Genomic DNA, 18,048 nt, shown 5'->3' on the forward strand with positions numbered 1-18,048 from the left:
TCATGGCTCAGTTGACCGTCCTTGGGGACTGGGTGGGGCCGGGCGAGAAGCTGGCCGCCGAGTCGCTGGCCGCCGATCTGCCGGTTGACTGGGAGGTCATCGCTGGACGGAAGCTGCCCGGAGACCGGCGCGACGACGTCGACTTGCTGGTAGTGGGAGAGCAGCTGATCTTTCTCCTCGACGAAAAGCACTGGGGCCCGACGATCGTTGCGGGCGACGCTCAGTGGCTCGTGAACGGTCAACCCCGCCGCAACCCCCTCGACCGGGCGAGTCACCTCGCCCGCGTCGTCGCTGGCTTGTTGCAAAAAAAAGTGACGCACTGGGGAGTTGCCGCGCGCGGCCAGCACCGAGTCCATGCTGGCATCATCCTGTCGAAGCCCGATGTGCATCTGCTCGGCGCCAGGGAACATGACTCGCGCGAGCTGATTTTGCCTCTGCCGCTAGCAGCGGAGGGCCTACGAAGGCTTGACAAGGCAGCGCGTTCGGGTTTTGCGCCGGTGCGGGCGTCTGCGCTGGCAGTGCTGAAAGGACTGCCGCAGCGAGATGATCGCGTCGTCAACATCGGCCCGTATACCGTGGATCAAGAACTCGCGCCGGTGGGACGTGCCCGCTGCTTCCGCGCACAGCTCGACCAGCAAGTCGTCCTCCTGCGCTGCTATCCCCTGCACGGCTGGGGCGGTGACGACCCGGAACACTTTATCCGGCGGGAGGAGCGCGCCATTCGCAGCCTGGCCGACCTCGGCCGGGCCTGGCAGTCGCACCCTGTCATCGCCGACGAGGCCCGGCAATGGCTGATTGTTCCTGTCGTTCCGCCGCCGGATGCTCGCAATCTGCGTGTCTCGGTCGATCAATCCGATCCTGCTCGGCCGGATGATCGGCTCCCCGTCGAAGTGGCGCGACCCGTCGTGCGCGACGCTTTCCAGGCGTTGACCGAGGTACACGGGGCCAAACTGCTCCACCGGGGCCTGCACCCGCGACGTATTTGGCTCGGCCGGCAGATGCGCGTCTGCTTCAGCGACTTCTATCTGGCTCGGATCAGCGGCGAGCAGTCGGTTGCACTCTTCGTCGACTACGAGGATCTCGGGTTGCCCTACCGTGCCCCCGAGTGCAAGGAGAGCCTCGTTCTGGCGACCCCTGCCGCAGATGTCTACTCCCTGGCCTTGTCCATGGCGGTCTGGCTCATTGGCGAGGTGCACGACGCCCCCGATGTCCCAGCTGTCGCCGACGCACTGCAGGAGCACGGCGATCTCGGCGCCGCCCTCGCCGACTGCCTGATCGCTAAGCCTGAGCGCCGCCCTACGGCCGCGGAGGTTGCCACTCGACTGATCGAACCGGCAGAGCCGGCACGGCCGGCTGGTGACGATTTTCGTCCGGGCGCCACGATTAAGGACCGCTACGGCATCGAGCGTCGACTGGGCCAAGGGGCCTACGCCACGACTTGGGCAGTGTGGGACGCCGACCGACAACGGCGCTTGGTGCTAAAGCAATTTCACGACGAGGACGTCGCGGCACGCGCCCGCCAGGAGTACGACGCCGCTGAACGGGTGAGGCATGCCAACTGCGCCCGGGTGTACGACATCCAGATGCAGCCCCCGCCGGGGTTTCTCGTCAACGACTACATCGACGGGGTAAGCCTTCGAGACAAGGCGCGACAAGAGCCGCTGCAGTTGGACCTCACCCGCCGCATCGCCTCAACCGTCCTGCAGGCACTCGACCACATCCATGGGCTCGACCTTGTGCACGGGGATATCAGCCCCGGCAACATCATCATCACCCCCGACGACTCCGCCGTCCTCATTGACTTCGGCCTTACGGGAAAGATCGGTAACCGTTCGGGGGGAGGGACACCGTTCGTCATGGCGCCCGAAGTGCTGCAAGGCGCTCCGGCGACGGTGCAGAGCGATCTTTACGCGCTCGCCGCAAGTCTCGCGATGTGCATGCTCGGCCGGCCGCCGTATGCCGGCGATGCCGCTGAAGGGCCGCTGCGGGATTCGACGCCAGTGCTACCGACCCAGAGCGAGAAGGAACAGTGGGGGCCAGACGGCGCAGCATTCCTTGAGGTGCTGTTCCAGGCACTTGACCCGGACCCGGTCAAACGGCCTGCCAGTGCAGTAAAGCTCGCCACGCAGTTGGACATGGCGCAGGCTTCCTCGGCGGCCCCCGGTGAGGAGCTCATCAACCCCACCGTCGACAGTCTTCGTCGGCTGTACCGTGGCAGCACCGGAGGCAACAGCGGCAATCGAGGTCTCGACGATGACTTCGCCGTCGACACCTACGTCCGCACTCGTCTGGACGTCGAGCTCATGCCGGCAATCCTTGAAGGTGCACTACGAGTCGTGTTGCTCACCGGCAATCCCGGTGACGGAAAAACCGCGTTTCTCGCGAAGGCTGGCCAGGAACTGCGCGAGCGAGGTGCCACGACCCTCGCAGTTAACGACGCAGGCTGGCGGCTCGAACGCGACGGTCATACCTATGTCGCGGTCTACGACGCAAGCGAGTCACATGAGGGCACCTCGTCCGACAGTCTGATCCAACAAGCCCTAGACCCCGACGGGCGCGACCCGAACAAACATACGGCTTTGATCGCAGCCAACGACGGCAGACTGCTGCAGTTCTTCACAGATTTCGAAGACCTGTACGAGGATCTTGCCGGCCAAGTTCGCGCGCAGATCGACGAGCAAGCCCCGGCGTCTCCTGAGGTGACCGTCGTAGACCTCAAGCAGCGCGCATTGGCCGACCTCGACTCCCATGGGTTGGCCACTGACATCGTGGATGCTTTCACCGCCCACACCCGCTGGCAAGTTTGCGCCAGCTGCATCTCCCGCAAGACCTGCCCGATGCTACAGAACGCGACCGCGCTCCAGACGCACTCGCAGCAAGCGGTCGGCGAGCTGGTGCTCATAAGCCACCTTCGCCGCCTGCGCCGCGCCACCTTCCGGGACGTGCGCTCCGCGATTGCCTGGCTAATCACGGGGGACCGCACCTGTCAGGAGGTGCACGAGGCAACCCGTCAGAACCTGGACCCCTCGCGCGACAAGTCCGCACTGCTGCACGACCTGGCCTTCGACGCCGCCAGCGGCGACTACCTGGTACGGGAATGGGCCGACGTGGACCCTGCCCTTGTCGCCTCACCGGAGGTAGAGCGCGTCGCCCGGCTCGATCCAGAGCTTGTCCCCGATTCTGCCGCCTTTGATCCGCGTGCTGCAGCTACCGCGCTACGGCGGCTCTACATGGCAACTTGGACGACTCCAGCCCTCGACCGTCGTCGAGCGCGAGCCTACCGCTACCTCGACGACTTCCTTTATATGCTGCGGCACCCCGAGGATGACGCCGCCTTGCCTCGTCTGCTGCTGGGCGCCAGTCGCATTGTCGGCGCGCCGCGCTACGACGGTACTGGTCTCGCCATTAAGGAAGGCGACCGTGGCAGCGGCTGGGCCGTGTTAAAAGAGATTCCCTCGGACCAGTTCCGTCTCGAAGTGCACGGCGGGACTAAGTCCTATGTCGAGTCCATCCCGGACCGGCTCACGCTGCAGCACGACGCCGGTTCCCGGCTACCACTGACACTGGACACCGTCGAACTCGTCCTACGTGCTGCAGACGGAGAGGTTCTCAACGACGTACATTCCGATGCTGTCCGGCAAGACCTGGACGGCTTCGCCGCTCAGCTTCGGCGCCAAAGTGCGACAGTCGTGCGCATCGTCGACCCGGCCGGATCAGCGAGCACCGCCGTGCTCCGCGGCCAACACATCTACCTGGAGGAGACGTGAGTTTCGTCCTGCCTAAGCAGCTTAAAGACCTCAACGCGCTCGGTTTTGACCTGCTGCTACCGGTCGAGCTCAACGACGTCGACGTCGACCGCATGATGACCCCTATCCTGGAACTCGCTGTTAAAGGGGGTCGTACGGCAGCCTCCACCACCGATCCGAAGGACTATGAAAGCCGACTATCGGCTCTACGCCAGTCGGTCAAGCTCGTTGGCTTCGGCCACGAACGCGGTCGCGAGATACTCGACGGGTGGTTACGCACCTCGGTCGTAAAGACGGGCACGGCCGGTCGGCGCCGAAACGTTGCTCAAATGGATTACCTGCAACCACTAACCATCGCTACCTATAGGTCAGGACTACCGAAGAGCAGACGCAACAGGCGGGCTGACGAGCTGACCTATCGCAGTCTATTGCTTGCGGTTCGAGGCGTTGGGCAGAAACATCCGGAGCAGATTATCATGAAGCTCTTTATGGATGTGTTCGGCGCTGGCGTCGATCTGGGGCCGATGCCGTCGGCGACCCCATGCTACGACGAGAGTACCTGCATAGACATCAACAGTTTGCTTTGCCTGCGCTTGCTGGAAGTCTTCCCAGGTAACGCGAAGCTATTCAAATCTAAGGAATTGCCCGACTTCGCCGTCCCCGGAGCGGTCGCTCCACTCGGCGGCGATGTGCTGGCCTTCCTGCGCCTCTACGGCGCCCTCATGCCGCCAGCGGAAGCCATGTCGCACTTGGCCGCATTGCTGTCACTGAGGTTATTCCAGCTCCCCTTGCGAACGGCCGCCGCCGCGCGTGCCGTCCTTCAACACCAGCCGACCGCCGACCTCGATAAGCCAGATGCGGACAACCCGCTCGAGATCTACTGCGACTTCACCAGGCGGCGCGGCGGCCCGTCCGACGAGTTGTCGCAGCGCTGTGTGCAGCGCGATCTCGACAATCTCGGGTCTTTCTTCGCTGATCGGTTGCTGCTGCGTACCCTGTACCAGGCTCTAGTCTTGGTCGGCGGCGGCAACTCCGTCCGAGAGATGCCAGCCAGCCAACAGCTAAGGGCCATCAGCGACATGCGCACTGATCCGGAAATGATCCTTGCGCTGCGCATGCAGCTACGCGCGATTGAGCAGGCACTGGACGACTCCGTCTCCGGCGACGAAGGGCGTGCTTTCATCGACGAGGTTCGCCGTTCAGGACTGAGCGTCCCGGAGCAACTCACGACCGTCCTGGTCGACGGCCTCCGCAAAGGCGGCATGGAGAAGCAGGTTGCCTGGTTCTGGTCGACCGGTGGGATCAACAAGACCTATGGCCTACTCGCCGGCACGCAAAAGGCGCGCACGACATGGCGCTACGCGCCGTCGGATGAGCTGCTTACGGCGCTGCTCACCCTGTGCTTCGTTGAACCGTCCGGGATTCGTACCCGAGCGAAGCTGCCCATCGCCGAGGTGTTGCGCCGCCTCGAGCAACGTTTCGGCCTGCTCATCGCCCGCCCACCTGTCATGTTGGACGGCCCGGACAGCCGAGCTGGAGCGGCCGACAACCTTGAAGCATTTGTGCGAAAGCTCCAACTGCTCGGTTGTTTCCAGAGCCTCTCTGATGACTTCAGCGCCCAGTTCGTCAACCGTCCGAGAGAGGCCGCCGCGTGAGCGCATTCCACCTCGACCTCCTCGACGACACCGTTGCCCGGCTCTTAGTCGAGGACCTGCGTGACGTGGCCCCCGGCCATTGCGTCCGGCTGGACGACATCGACACTACGGACGCAATCCGGTTGGCCAATACCCTTACCGAGAGCCTCCCACGCGTCGACGTGCACGTCCTGCAGAGGCAGCCGTCGCATGATCACGCAATTGACTCGGATCGTGCCGTTGAGCTGAGAAATCGCAAGCGACGACCGCTGCTCCTGCTCGTACCAGCCGGCGAAGGACATGCGGCCAGTTCCCTGGACAACTCCTTCAAGCGACTGCCACTCGTCGACCTGCTACAGAGAGCCGGACAGGTCCTCGACCGTGAGCTGCGGCAATCCGACATCGCCGAGGAACTACGGATCCTCCGAGCGCAGGCGGGCCGGCGTGCTGGCACAGCGGCGTGGGCCAGCTTCCTGGCCGCTGTTGAGCAGCAGCCAGATGAGATGAACCTAGGTCGTCAACTGTGGCGCCTTGGACTCATACCTGACCACGGGCCCGCAGCCATTGAGAGACTCGCACGCAACGCCGCTGCCGCGACTGCGATCGCTCACGCACGCCGACCCACCGCTTCGGTCAGCGACCGGCTCGTGGATGCAGGACTGCGGGACTCCGAAGAAAGGCTGCGGCTACGGGCGTTTCTCGAATCAAAGGGGTCGCCGCTGTCGAACGCGACCCGATGGACGAAGTTGCTGGGCGACGAGCACTCGGGGCGACTTACCTTCGAATGCTGGCCTCTCGTTGACGACGTCGAGAGCGAGCTCACCTCGGTCGTTATCGCGCCTTTTATCAAGGCCAACAATGCGTTGGACGCCACCAGCAAACTTAAGTTCGGCGCGGACGGTCAGCTTATCTGCCAGGTCCCCGAGGACAGCCACGGGACCGTCGCTGTCAAGTGGACCACCGATCCACCGAAAACCAGCACTGTCGCGAACTGGCTACTCGAGGTGTTGCCGCCCGAAGACGCCCGGTCAGAGGAGACCAGCGCGATTGGTAGCGCGAAGGCCGCCGGCAGCAAGAGGCGTGCCACCGTCAAGCTCAACGTGACCGAAGACGACCTGGCTCAGGGCAGCCGTTTCGTTGTCCGGTTGCAAGCTCTTGATTCCCATGGCGACCGAGTCCTGCTATCCGACGGCGCACCAGCCGAGGTTGACAGCCAGGAGTTCGAAGTCGTCGTCGTCGACGGCGACCCAACCGAGAGTCTGCGAACCGCCTCGGCGACGTCCCTTCCAGAGGCCGTGCTACGGGCAGCCGTCGACGGGCTGGACGATCGCACCGAGGACCTCGTCACGTGGGATCTGCCGGGACAGGTTTTCTCCGTTCGACTAGGCAATCGGCGCGTCAGTCAAATCCGCGTTTCGGACCTGTTGGTGAACCTGCAGCGTCGCCTCATCGAACAACGAGCTCGGCCCTCGGCGTTGTCCGGCACTGTCGCGCCCGGCACGCGTCTAGAAGCTCAATCTATAGCTGATGTACCCCTCGAGCTGCCTCGCACACTCGGCGAACGGCGCGGCAGAGTCCTTCAAGCCCTCGCCGAAGCCGCCCCCCGCGATACTGCCGAATCGATCGAATGGACCGACGAGCTGCGGCAGCTCGTCGCGTCTTACCTCTCTACCTACCGTCGGGCGCTCGACACTACCGACCGCGAACAGATTTCTGCTCTGCTGCGCCTGGACACGTTGACCGTGCATGCACGAACGGCAGCGGGTCCGGTCAGCGGTGTAGTGATTCTCCCACTGCACCCTCTTCGCCTTGCGTGGATTGCGACGCATGATGACGTATTCCGCCGGTGGGCGGCAGGACTCGACGGTCTTCCACGATCCGCCCGACCCGCGGCCGTGGACCTGCAACTTGCGGGTCGGGTAACGGCGGCGAATCTGCCCTTCGTGCTGCTGTCAGCCGACGAAACACCGATGGTGTATGACTCCGAACTCACCCACGGCACCGCTCTATATCTGCCCGTCGATCGAGCCGCCGCCGAGACCGCCGCCGACGTCATCAGCGCCGCATTGGGAATCGTCCGTGAAGGGGCCCAAGAACGCGCCGCGTCGGACATGGTCCTCGAACGTATAGCGGCCTTTCGAGCGGCGCACCCAGGAGGGTCCGCGCTGCGGCTGTTGGCCGTCAATCCCGGCTCGGGCCGGCTCTTGGCCGGAGCTCTGCGCCCGCTGGTCATCCCCGGAAGCGAGGACGCACCAGAGGGTCAGCGGCTCGAAGTCGTCGCCTACACGGACCAGACCTCCTTCACCGATCCAATGGCGCCTGTCCAGGACCTGCAGCGCTCATTGCGCCTGATCTCACGTGCCGCACAGGGAAGTCACCTGTCCCCACCCTTGTCATTGGCCGTGCGGGCCACCAAGGCGATCCTGGAAGACGAAACTGGCGCGCACCTCGCGGTTGTACAGAACCTTCCCACCGGAAAGCTTGGCCTTACCTCCGCACCACCCAGCCGCTCGGCTTCCTTCCGTGACCTCCTGACGCCGACAACGACCCACGCCGTCGAGCGGGACGGACGACTGGTGTGGCGCAACGTCGCTGCGCTACGGCCGCGGCCGGCCAACGAGCACGGCGACATCTCCGCCACGCACCGAGCCCATCAAGGTGCCCTAGCAAGATGGATGGGAGATGCCTCCGCGACGCCAAGCGTCGACGTCACTCTCAACGAAGACCGTCTGTCACAGCTTCGCAGCCTCCATGAGCGCACCGACTGGGTGCTCACCGTAGACCGCTTTCTCGGCCTCAACCTGTATGAGGACCCGCTGAGCAGCGGATTCGACAGCGCATACCTATTGGATTACGCCCCGGACTTCGTCGAAGGCATGGGCGAACGTCTTAGCGTCACCACCTCCCACCGTGCCGAGGTCGCCGCGCTGCTTGCCTCCGCCATGCGGGAACTCGGGCTGGCTGCCATCGACGCGAGCGTCGGCGATCTCCTTGAAACCCTGTCGGTCGTATCAGGGCGCCTCGCTCTGCGGCTGCTCGGCGAGAACACCCTCGCCCGCGAAGCCGTCAGCCTCGGTGCACTCGTCATGCATCTACGACAACGTGGCGAGCTTGACGGTGTCATTGTCATACCGGTCGACGCCCACCCCGAGATCTTCGGCCCGACATCGCGCGACGGCGAACGAGCCCGTCGATGCGACCTGCTCTTGGTCCGTGTCGGGCAACGATCCTTCCGGATCGAATGCGTCGAGGTCAAAGCCCGACGCGAGGCTTTCCTCCCGCAAGCCCTCGCCGACCGCATCGCCGACCAACTCATGGACACCAGAAAACTTCTGCAGGCGCGATACTTTGCCACCGACCCGCCTCGAGTCGACGGCGAACTTCAGCGAGCGCGGCTAGCAAACCTGCTGCACTACTACGCCGATAGGGCGTCTGTGCACAAACTGATTGATAGCGCACGGCTCGTCGACATTCATCGATACGTGGATCGGATTGAAGAGCAGCAGGAGAACCCGGACATCACCATGCGCGGATACGTCATTGCGCTCGACGGTGACGAAGGCTTCCCACGAAAGCACCGGGACATCCCCATGGCGGTGCTCACCGCACAGGAGCTGGGCCGGGTGGGTTTCACAACGCAGATGGAACTATCGAAGCGGGATGAACTGGACAACCCTCCCTCTACACGGCCCGAGCCAGGGAGCGGTGACGACGCCTCGACTGTGAACGGCTCAGGGGCAGCGGACCAGGGAGATGAGGCGGCAGCCCCCAATCCCGGCGTGAAGATTCCTCTGCCCGCAGACGATGACTCGGCGGATGGGGCGGACGGTGACCGCGGGCACCTCAACACCGTCGAGGTAACGCTCGGCGCTGACGGTTCGGGCCTGCCTGCGACCTGGCGCGTGAGCACCAAAGGCAGCCCGCATGCCTTCATCATCGGGATCCCCGGCCAAGGCAAATCAGTGACGACGAGGAAGATCATCCGAGACTTCGCGTCTCAGGGGCTGCCCGCATTGGTCTTTGACTTTCACGGAGACATGGCCGCAGACCCGCCAGCCGGCGCTGCAGTGATCAACGCTACGGAAGGCTTGCCGTTCAATCCGCTGGAGCCGCGCACCGACGTCGCTCAGGCCGCGAACAACGCTGCTTGGGAGATTGCCGAGATCATGTCGTACGTGTGCGGCCTCGGGGAGATCCAGCGCAACCATGTCTACAAGGCACTCCAACGGTGCTACGCCGAGTGCGGTTGGGAAGGCGTAGAGCCGGGGCAGCAACTGCCAAACATGTCGGACTTCGCCGCGGCGCTTGAGGAGGTGGAGGCGCAAAGCCGGGGTCGAAACGCCCGTGATCGGCTGCGCCCGCTGACAGACTTTGGCCTGTTCCGAGACGGAGATACCGGGTCCTTCAACCCAATGAGCGGCGGTGGCGTTGTCGTCGATGTCAGTGGCCTCGGCCTCGAACAAGTTCAGCTGGCCGCCGGCGCCTTCCTCCTCCGGAAGGTGTACCGCGAGATGTTCCGATGGGGTGAGGGCGGTGGCATGCGTCTCGCAGTCGTCTTGGACGAGGCACACCGGCTCGCGAAAGATGTGACATTGCCGAAACTTATGAAGGAAGGCCGTAAGTACGGCATCTCAGTAGTCGTCGCCAGTCAAGGACTGGAAGATTTCCGTCGCCAGGTTCTGGAAAACGCCGGAACGAAAATCGTCTTTCGAACCAACTTCCCGGCCTCGAAAGCGGTGGCTGGTTATCTGCGAGGCCGTGCCGGTCAAGATCTTAGCCAGCAGATTGAGCAGCTCGGCGTTGGTCAGGCTTACGTCGCAACGCCGGACGAAGTGCAGGCTCGGAGAATCTACATGAACCCCTAACTTGATTTTTAGCCTGTGCGACATGGGCGGGGATTCGTGGTCTTCGTTTGCCCTCGTAGCTGGTTTCTCGGCGTCCTTTGTGGTCAGCCTCGATCCGTCGGAGGAGTTTGGTCCCTGCTCATCCGTTTCGGCTTGACCGTTTTGTCCATCCTGTTGGAGGTCGGTAGTACCGCGTGTCGCTGCGGGCGCGCCGGTTCTCCTGGTGCCGGAACGGTCTTTCTGCTGGTAGGGGCGGGGTGGCGGGGCCAGCAGGTCAGGGGTAGCAGGCCGAGGCGGTGCCAGCAGAGTAGGAACGCCTGGGCCCAAGGCCAGGTGTCGGGGATGGACAAGGTTCGCTGGCGGGCGTGGGTGGCGAGTTTCGCGGGTAGGTGCAGGATTCGGTAGCGCAGGGTGTCGGGTTCGGCATGGGCGAGGTCGGGTTGGTCGTGCAGGCCGAGGAGTCGGGTCCAGGCGGTCAGGTCCGCGGCGATGTTCGCCGCGAGGATCCAGCCGCGGTTGACGGTCCAGGCTTTGGAGGGCAGGTTCCTCAGGCCCATCGCCTTGCCGTGTCGGACCCGGTCTTCCACGTCGGCGTGTGAACGGTGCAGCACGTCGAGGAACTGTGGGTGGTGCGAGCCCGGCACGCCGTGGATACGGCGGATGTTGGTCGCGACGATCGCGTACCGCCAGCCGGTGCGTTTTTCCAGGTCGGTGAGTTTCTTGGCGTGTCGGCGGTAGGCCGGGTCCGCCGGACGATCAGCCGTAGCCCATCGGTCCAGTTCGCGACCCGCTGGTTGAGACCGGTCAGTTCGGCGGACTGGGCCTGATCGGTGGCGGTGCCGTCCTGCCGCAGGCTGTCGGTCCACGCCTCGGCGGGCAGTTGTTCGATCGCGGTTTCGTCGATGTCAGTGATCGTCCATCCGACGGTGAACGTCACGGTGCGCCACAGCCGGTTCATCTCTTCGATGTGCTGGAGCAGGTCGTGGGTGGCGCCGGCCCCGTCGACCCTGATGAGGATCTTGCGCCGGTGCTTCACGGGAACCTGGGCGATCGCCTCGCCGAGGACGCGAATATGGTCGGTGACGGTGTTCGAGCCGGCGTTACCGGAGCGCAGCAGCATGGCCAGGCTCTCGCCGGTGTTCGCGCACCACGCCCCGAGCGGGTGGAACCCGAACCCGCGTTTGAACGTGGCCGCCGCACCCTGTTTCGGTGAGTGGGCGGTGATCAGGGTGGCGTCCAGATCGATGACCACCCACCCGGTCAGCACCTTGCCCGCCACCATCAGCCACGGAAAACCGTCAGGCCGGCGGGCAAGTAGATCCCAGACCCGGGCCCGGACTCTCGCCCTGGCCTTGGCTATCCGGCCGAGCGACACCGGGTCCAGACCGGCCAGGGCTCGGCGGACGGTCGCTTCCGACGGCGGATCAGCGAACACGGGGGCCTGATGCGCCAGCAGCCCGATGTCGGACATGCTGGTAGCGCCGAGCACGATCGCGGTCGCCAGACAGATCAGCACCGTGCCCCGATCCCACCAGCCCGGCCCTCGCCCACGGGGCAAAATCGTGTTCAACGCACCGGTCAGCCCGGCCCGGTCCGCGCACCGCCGCAGCAGGACCGCGCCCGCATGCCCGACCAAGCCTTTACCGCCGGCGGCTACCTGCAGCCGCTGGTCCCATCCGCTACTCTTACTCACCGGAAAGGTGCACCCGATTCTGCTGTGGATATGACGTAGACACTCACATCCTTACAGGTCAGCAACGCGGCGCCGTCTTCGAGGCGCACCACGGTGTGCGAAGATTCGGCGCCGGTTGCTGGTTGCGGCCCGACTGTGTTCGGGCGGATTGTGATGGGGTTCGTCGTGGTCGACCCCGAATGCTCTGTGGTGCTGATGAGCCTGTAGGTCAGCATGGTGGCGGAGGGCTTCCACGGGAACCGTGGATTGGTGCCAGTGAGCCCGAGCGTCAGACTTTCGAATCTCCCTGCCCTCCCCGCGACGGACGCCGTGGTCCGCGTGTGAAGGAGGCTGGTGATGGAAGTCGTTCACTCCCGCTGCGCCGGGATGGACATCTCGAAGAAGGACGCCAAGGTGTGCGTGCGGATCGCGGGGGCTGGTCGCCGTAAGACGACTGAGACGGTCACGACCTGGGGGTCGATGACAAGCCAGATCCTCGCGTTGCGTGACCACCTCGTCGATCAGCAGGTGACGTGTGTGGTGATGGAGGCGACCAGCGACTATTGGAAGCCGTTCTACTACCTGCTTGAGGACGCCGGCTTCGAGGTCATGCTGGTCAACGCCCGGCACGTGAAGACGCTGCCAGGTCGTAAGACCGATGTCGCGGACGCGACCTGGCTTGCTCAGCTCGGTGCGCACGGCCTGGTGAGGGGGTCGTTCGTACCGCCCGAGCCGATCCGTCAGTTGCGGGATCTGACCCGGGCACGCACGGCGATCACGAGGGAACGTGGCCGGGAGGTCCAGCGGCTGGAGAAGTTGCTGGAGGACGCCGGGATCAAGCTGTCCGCGGTCGCGTCCGACATCCTTGGAGTGTCTGGGCGGGCGATGTTGGAGGCGTTGATCGCTGGTGACAGGGATCCGGCCGCGCTCGCGGATCTGGCCAAGCGTCGGCTCCGGTCAAAGATCCCCCAGCTGACCGAAGCGTTGAACGGCCGGTTCACCGAGCACCATGCGTTCCTCGCTCGCGTGCACCTGGACCTGATCGACTGGCATACGGCAGCGATCAACAGGCTCACCGAGCGGATCGAGGTGATGATGGAGCCCTTTCAGGGCTTCCGTGACCTGATCTGCTCCATCCCCGGCATCGGCATTCTGACCGCCGACGTGATCATCGCCGAGACCGGCGCCGACATGACTCGCTTCCCGACTGCGAAGCACCTGGCCTCGTGGGCCGGTACGACACCCGGCAACAACGAATCGGCGGGCAAGGTGAAGTCCAGCCGAACCCGACCCGGCAACCCCTACCTACAAGGAGCGTTGGGGGCGGCGGCGATGGCGTGCTCCCAGAACCCGCGCAGCTACCTCGGCGCCCGATACCGGCGCATCGCCTCACGCCGTGGACCGCAGAAGGCCAACATGGCCATCCAGCACTCCATGCTCATCGCGATCTGGCACATGGGCACCACCGGCACCTTCTACGACGACCCCGGCGCCGACTACTTCACCCGCCTTCACCCGGACCGATCCAAGAAACGAGCCATCCATCAACTCGAAGCCATGGGGTACAGCGTCACCCTGGAGAAGGCATCGTGAAGCGAACCAACCTCTGACGCGAAGGGGAATCTTCGCGTCAGGAGTACCTTTCCTTTACCGCCCTCGATGAATCAATTCCCCTCTGAACGGGGGAGGTCAAGACGTGGACGTCGTGGCGCGGGCGGGGTGGGTGTTGCGGCGCCGGGTGGTCGCCCCGTTCCTGGCCGACAGAGTTTCGGTGCAACGGCCGGACAGGTGATCCTCGCGCGAGGTACCCCCGGCGGACGCGGGCGGGCGAGAGACGCTCGGGTGTGCGAGTTTCTCCCAGGGGCGGCGCAGGTCGGCGGCGAGAGCGCGGGCGAGGCGGAGTTGTTAGGTCCCCCCCGCTTTCGCGGAGGTGTTGTTACCTGCCGCCGGTTGGCGTCGGGGTGATGCTGGTTGAGTCTGGCTGATCGATGTGGGTTAACTTCCAGGCGGTCTCGTACTCGTCTGGGCTGAGGTAGCCCGGATCCTTCTGGATGCGGCGGGTGTTGCACCAGCCGTCGATGTAGCTGAAGATCGCGTTTCGGCGTCGTCGCGGTTGCGCCAGGTGGTGCGGTAGACGAGTTCGGTCTTCAGGGTGGAGAAGAAGTTCTCCATCAAGGCCTTGTCGTAGGAGTCGCCGATGGAGCCCATGGAGGGCAGGATCCCGTTGTCGGCCAAGCGGGTGGCGAAGCGGAAAGACGTGTAGTTGGTCAAAGAATGCCTGGCCGTCGCCGAAATCCTCAGAATGTGACGCGTACGTCGTCGATGTCGATGAGCTGTCCGCTCCCGATGAATCGGCGCGCGACCAACAGGCCGGCCTCGTGTGCGGGTTGTCCGCCATGGCTGGCGGACGCGTCCGTCACCAGCCACGGTGTTAGATCGCGCTCGAATGCATCAACCGCCGACTTCAGCACGCAACTCTCCGTCGCTACGCCGCAGAACACCAGGTCGGTCCATCCCTCCTGTTCCGTCAAGGCGGTACCAGCGGAGGAGAAGTACGAGTAGATATTCTTGTCGATCACCGCTCTGGCGCGGTTGGCGTGCTGTGCCAGCTCGGGCACGATCTCTGTCTCGGGCGGGTGCTGCACCGAGGACCAGTGGATCAGTCGCTCGAATGGGCTGCCGGGGTAGTTGTGATAGCGGGTGAACACGACTGGCCGCCCGGTCGCCTCCCACTGTTCGACCAGCTCGACGACCTTCGGGATGACGCCTCGGCTGCGGTCGTTGATGAAGCCGTTCTGCATGTCGATGACGATCAGGGCGGCACGCGTCTCGTTCATGCGTCGACTCTGCCACTCAACGCAGCCGTCTCGCGAAGGGCGGCTTGGGCCTGCATCAGACGTGCCGGGAGGCCGCTCGTTGAGAGCGCCGCCTCGCGCATCATGCAATGTTGCGCTGTCTCGCGCGCCCTGGCCGTCGTCAATCGTGAGTGGGCAGCACGTAGGAAGCGCCAGCCGAACTCGGGCGGCATGGCCGGATCCCGTCCGTCTTCGACCTGACGCTGGATGTGGCGGCAGTAGGCCCAGAGCATCTGCACGTCGACCTCACAGGAGACCAGGTCGTCGACCATGAGGGCCTGCTCGGGGGAGAGGGCGTGGTAGGCCACGCCCGCCCAACTGGCGTAGCCCAGGGAGACTCCGTGCACGCCGAAGGACTGAACCGAGGGTTGATCGAAGCCTTGGGCTAGCAAGCGGAGTTCGACGTCGTCGGCGACCGGTTCGGGACAGGGCCTTGCGCGACGGTTGACCAGCACAGACGGCAGGCTCATGAGGCGCAGGGCGTTCTCAAGCTCGTCGCCGGTCCATGCGGACTCCTGCAGGACGTACATCGACAGCACGTACTCCGGCGCTACGTGATCGGAGGACGAAGTAGGCGAGAGAAGCCTCGCAACCTGATTGGCTGCCCAGGGTACGTCCTCTTCGTAGCTGGCGTATCGCCAGGCAGCCAGTGCGGCCAAGGTGCGAAAGTTCAGCTCCTGCACGATGTGCAGCACCACGACACCGCACTCGAAGACGTGTGCGGTGCAGGTTCCCTCGGGGTGTGGCAGCCCCGCGATCGAGACGTCCAACCACTCGTGCGGACGTCGCTGAAAGAGGCCTTGGGTGGCTAGTTCCGTAGCTGCCGACGGGCTCGTGTAGGCCGGTATGAACTTGTGCGACTGGACCCGATAGTCAGCCCCGACATGGGTGTGCTGGGGGGCAGCCCTGCTAGTTGCAGCGACGAAACGATCTGCCGCCTGACTGCCGGCTCTGCTTAGCGCGGTGTCGAGTGCGGCCTGCATCTCCGGCCGAGGCCGCACGGCATCTTGTCCGGCCTCCCATTTGGAGACGGTCCGCTCACTCACCCCGAGGTTCTCGGCGAAGTCGCGAATGCTCATCCGCAGCGCTTGTCGTAGCGCACGGGTCTCCCGACCCGTCCACGCTTGGACAGTAGGCAAGTCTTCTCGCCTCCGATCGCGTCGTGGCCGCTTCGGCCAGCTTAACGACTTCGATGCAGGGTAGGTACAGCGCAAGTACAGCGAGTAGTCATGTCGCGGTATCAGCCGTTTGATCAGGCTGGACGCATGGCCCGGGGCGGGTGCTGGCTCCGGAGCTGTGCCGACCCGAACGGCGCAGCTCCGTTCCCGCCCGCCCCGGCGCCACTCGATCCGTCAACGTCTCGGAGCCGGCATGCCCACCCTGATCGACGATTTCCCGGTCCTCACGCCCGTCACCGACGAGGACCTGTCCATCGCACTGCGAGCGGTCACCATCCACGTTCCCGAGCGCTGGCCGCAGGGCGAGTTGTGCCGCAGCGAACGCGTCCCGTACCCGTGTCGGCTCGCCCGCTGGGGCCGGGCCACCGTCGAGGCCGCCGGTTTCAGCGAAGTGCAGCTCACTCAAGGCACACCGGCATGACCGCGGCAGAAGTGGTCGCCCGTTGGCTGCGCCTGGTGGTGGCGGACGCGGAGCTGTCGCCGTACCTCATCGGGGTTGACCTGGGCCGGCTCGCCGCGCACCTCACCGCGGGCCTGGCCAACGCGCTCGACGGAGAAGCAACGCCAGACGCCGGCTGGGGCGGCCTGGGGTTGTCGGAGGCGCAGCATCGGAGGGTCGTCGACTACCTGGTGGGGGTGCTGTGGGCGGCCGAGCTGCCGGAGGCCCGCATTGCCCTGGCGAGGCGGGCGTTCGAGGTGCCCGCGTGAACCTGGCCACCGCCTGGGCGTCCGTCGACGACCGGGCTGCCGGCGACTTCTGGTGCACCCTCGAAGACCGCCGACCAGGGCTGCTCCCACACCGCGACGCGCCGCTGTTCTTCACCGCACTGGGCCGCCTCCTGGTCGGCGGTGACGACCCGGCGAACCGGGCGGCGCTGCTCATGGTGCTCGGCCGCGCGTACCGTCACTTTGACCTGCTCCCGCACTCCACCACCATCGGCGACGCGCTGCTCGCCACCGTGGCCCGCCACGCCGACCCACTGTGGACGCCGTCGCTCACCCTCGCTGGGGAGCGCGCCCTGTGCCGCGCCACGCACGCCGTGCGCCACGCCGCCGCCCGGGTCGATGACGGTCCGGCCTGGTGGCACGTCCAGGTGATCGGCCACGAACGGCCGTCCCCCGACATCGCCATTCTGACGGTACGTCCCTGGCGGCGACTGCCCTACCAGCCAGGCCAGGCCGTGCCGGTCTGCACACCGCGCCTGCCGGGGCACTGGCGTTGGCTCTCGCCGGCCAACGCCCCACGCGCGGACGGCACCGTCGAGCTGCACGTCCGCGCCGTACCCGCCGGGACCGTCTCCCACCGCCTGGTCCATGAGGTACGCCCCGGCGAGCTGCTCTGGCTCGGCCCACCCGGCAACACCGGCCTGCGCCTCGATGTGGCGCGAGCCACCGATCTGCTGCTCGTTGCCGGTGGCACCGGCCTGGCGCCGCTGCGCGCCCTCGTCGAGCAGGTCGCCGCCGCACCGGACGGTCGGCGGGTGACGCTGGTCGTCGGCGCGCGCACCTTCACCGACCTGTACGACTCGATCGCTCTCGACAAGCTGCAATGCGCCCACGACTGGCTGACCATCGTGCCGGCCTTCTCCGACGACCCCTGCGCCGAGCCGGCCGAACAGGGCGACGCCCTGACCATGGCACTTGACCACCACCAGCCGGATCAGGAGATCTACCTCTGCGGCCCACCAGCGATGCTGGCCGGCGCGCGGCCACGGTTGCTCGCTCTCGGCATCCCCGCCGCGCGCCTCCACCTGCCTGTTGGCTTCAGCCGCTGATGGCTGTCTACCGCAGTCGACACGCCCTGACCGGCCCGCTGACCCCCGAACGGGTCGCCGCGCTGGACCTGCCCCGCACTCGCCTCGGCCGCCGTGGCTATCAGCCCGATGTCGTCAACGCGCTGCTCTACCGCCTTGCCCACGAACTGCACGAACAGGGCCGCCAACTCGACCTCGCCCAAGCCGAGAACCACCGCGTCAAGAACGCGCTCCGCACCTGGCAGACCCGGCAGGCCAGAATCCGGCATGAGCGGCCCTGAAGCTCAACAGATCCACTTCCTCCTATCCGAAAACACCAAAAATCTCGTCCGGGTGGGAGCCCTGACCTTGTTAACCTGACTGCC

The 18,048-nt window shown here is 65.3% G+C and carries 12 protein-coding genes; 8 read left to right on the forward strand and 4 right to left on the reverse strand.

Annotation, left to right across the window (positions count from 1 at the left end; all coding sequences use genetic code 11):
* Positions 1–2 precede the first annotated feature (2 nt).
* Genes OG811_RS16115 through OG811_RS16125 form a run of 3 tightly spaced genes read left to right on the forward strand, consistent with a single transcriptional unit; the run spans position 3 to position 10,245 of the window.
* The gene (locus OG811_RS16115) at positions 3–3,767 is read left to right on the forward strand and encodes a protein kinase domain-containing protein (protein ID WP_406075316.1); all 3,765 of its coding nucleotides are present in this window, start codon (positions 3–5) and stop codon (positions 3,765–3,767) included.
* A complete protein-coding gene (gene mads7 / locus OG811_RS16120; RefSeq protein WP_406075317.1) occupies positions 3,764–5,401 on the forward strand; it encodes a methylation-associated defense system protein MAD7 in 1,638 nt (545 codons plus the stop codon). Before OG811_RS16115 ends, mads7 begins: the two co-directional genes overlap by 4 nt.
* Complete coding sequence (locus tag OG811_RS16125; RefSeq protein WP_406075319.1) at positions 5,398–10,245, forward strand: helicase HerA domain-containing protein; 4,848 nt, start codon at positions 5,398–5,400, stop codon at positions 10,243–10,245. Before mads7 ends, OG811_RS16125 begins: the two co-directional genes overlap by 4 nt.
* Before the next feature lie 83 nt (positions 10,246–10,328).
* On the opposite strand, the gene OG811_RS16130 is transcribed toward OG811_RS16125, so the two are convergent.
* Together OG811_RS16130 and OG811_RS16135 are read right to left on the reverse strand one after the other, a co-directional pair.
* Entirely contained in the window at positions 10,329–10,868 is a 540-nt protein-coding gene (locus tag OG811_RS16130) for a transposase (RefSeq protein ID WP_406075321.1), read from the reverse strand.
* Positions 10,772–11,917, reverse strand: coding sequence for a transposase (locus OG811_RS16135; protein WP_406075322.1), 1,146 nt, complete (start codon positions 11,915–11,917; stop codon positions 10,772–10,774). Before OG811_RS16135 ends, OG811_RS16130 begins: the two co-directional genes overlap by 97 nt.
* Positions 11,918–12,253: 336 nt before the next feature.
* Here OG811_RS16135 and OG811_RS16140 point away from each other — a divergent pair, with 336 nt between their 5' ends.
* Positions 12,254–13,489 (forward strand): IS110 family transposase, encoded by a 1,236-nt coding sequence (locus OG811_RS16140; RefSeq protein WP_406069517.1) that lies wholly within the window; start codon positions 12,254–12,256, stop codon positions 13,487–13,489.
* Between the two features lie 704 nt (positions 13,490–14,193).
* On the opposite strand, the gene OG811_RS16145 is transcribed toward OG811_RS16140, so the two are convergent.
* Positions 14,194–14,733: an isochorismatase family cysteine hydrolase gene (locus tag OG811_RS16145; protein ID WP_406075324.1), complete on the reverse strand. Its 540-nt coding sequence runs from the start codon at positions 14,731–14,733 to the stop codon at positions 14,194–14,196.
* Complete coding sequence (locus tag OG811_RS16150; RefSeq protein ID WP_406075325.1) at positions 14,730–15,830, reverse strand: multiprotein-bridging factor 1 family protein; 1,101 nt, start codon at positions 15,828–15,830, stop codon at positions 14,730–14,732. Before OG811_RS16150 ends, OG811_RS16145 begins: the two co-directional genes overlap by 4 nt.
* A gap of 292 nt (positions 15,831–16,122) precedes the next feature.
* Here OG811_RS16150 and OG811_RS16155 point away from each other — a divergent pair, with 292 nt between their 5' ends.
* From OG811_RS16155 to OG811_RS16170, 4 genes are read left to right on the forward strand one after another with little or no spacing between them, the layout of a single operon-like run.
* Positions 16,123–16,350: a hypothetical protein gene (locus OG811_RS16155; protein ID WP_406075327.1), complete on the forward strand. Its 228-nt coding sequence runs from the start codon at positions 16,123–16,125 to the stop codon at positions 16,348–16,350.
* Positions 16,347–16,637: a hypothetical protein gene (locus OG811_RS16160; protein ID WP_406075329.1), complete on the forward strand. Its 291-nt coding sequence runs from the start codon at positions 16,347–16,349 to the stop codon at positions 16,635–16,637. The genes OG811_RS16155 and OG811_RS16160 overlap by 4 nt, the downstream gene beginning before the upstream one ends.
* On the forward strand, positions 16,634–17,704 hold the full coding sequence (locus OG811_RS16165) for an FAD-binding oxidoreductase (RefSeq protein WP_406075330.1): 1,071 nt from the start codon (positions 16,634–16,636) through the stop codon (positions 17,702–17,704). Before OG811_RS16160 ends, OG811_RS16165 begins: the two co-directional genes overlap by 4 nt.
* On the forward strand, positions 17,704–17,964 hold the full coding sequence (locus OG811_RS16170) for a hypothetical protein (protein WP_406075332.1): 261 nt from the start codon (positions 17,704–17,706) through the stop codon (positions 17,962–17,964). The genes OG811_RS16165 and OG811_RS16170 overlap by 1 nt, the downstream gene beginning before the upstream one ends.
* Positions 17,965–18,048: the final 84 nt, after the last annotated feature.

It is taken from the genome of Micromonospora sp. NBC_01638 (genome assembly GCF_045209745.1).
Lineage (GTDB): Bacteria > Actinomycetota > Actinomycetes > Mycobacteriales > Micromonosporaceae > Micromonospora.

What these genes read in the sequence shown, in the direction of transcription:
- OG811_RS16115 (WP_406075316.1), top strand. Translation starts at nt 3, where the DNA reads ATGGCTCAGTTGACCGTCCTTGGGGACTGGGTGGGGCCGGGCGAGAAG.
- OG811_RS16140 (WP_406069517.1), top strand. Translation starts at nt 12,254, where the DNA reads ATGGAAGTCGTTCACTCCCGCTGCGCCGGGATGGACATCTCGAAGAAG.
- OG811_RS16145 (WP_406075324.1), bottom strand. Translation starts at nt 14,733, where the DNA reads ATGAACGAGACGCGTGCCGCCCTGATCGTCATCGACATGCAGAACGGC.
- OG811_RS16150 (WP_406075325.1), bottom strand. Translation starts at nt 15,830, where the DNA reads ATGAGCATTCGCGACTTCGCCGAGAACCTCGGGGTGAGTGAGCGGACC.
- OG811_RS16155 (WP_406075327.1), top strand. Translation starts at nt 16,123, where the DNA reads ATGCCCACCCTGATCGACGATTTCCCGGTCCTCACGCCCGTCACCGAC.
- OG811_RS16160 (WP_406075329.1), top strand. Translation starts at nt 16,347, where the DNA reads ATGACCGCGGCAGAAGTGGTCGCCCGTTGGCTGCGCCTGGTGGTGGCG.
- OG811_RS16170 (WP_406075332.1), top strand. Translation starts at nt 17,704, where the DNA reads ATGGCTGTCTACCGCAGTCGACACGCCCTGACCGGCCCGCTGACCCCC.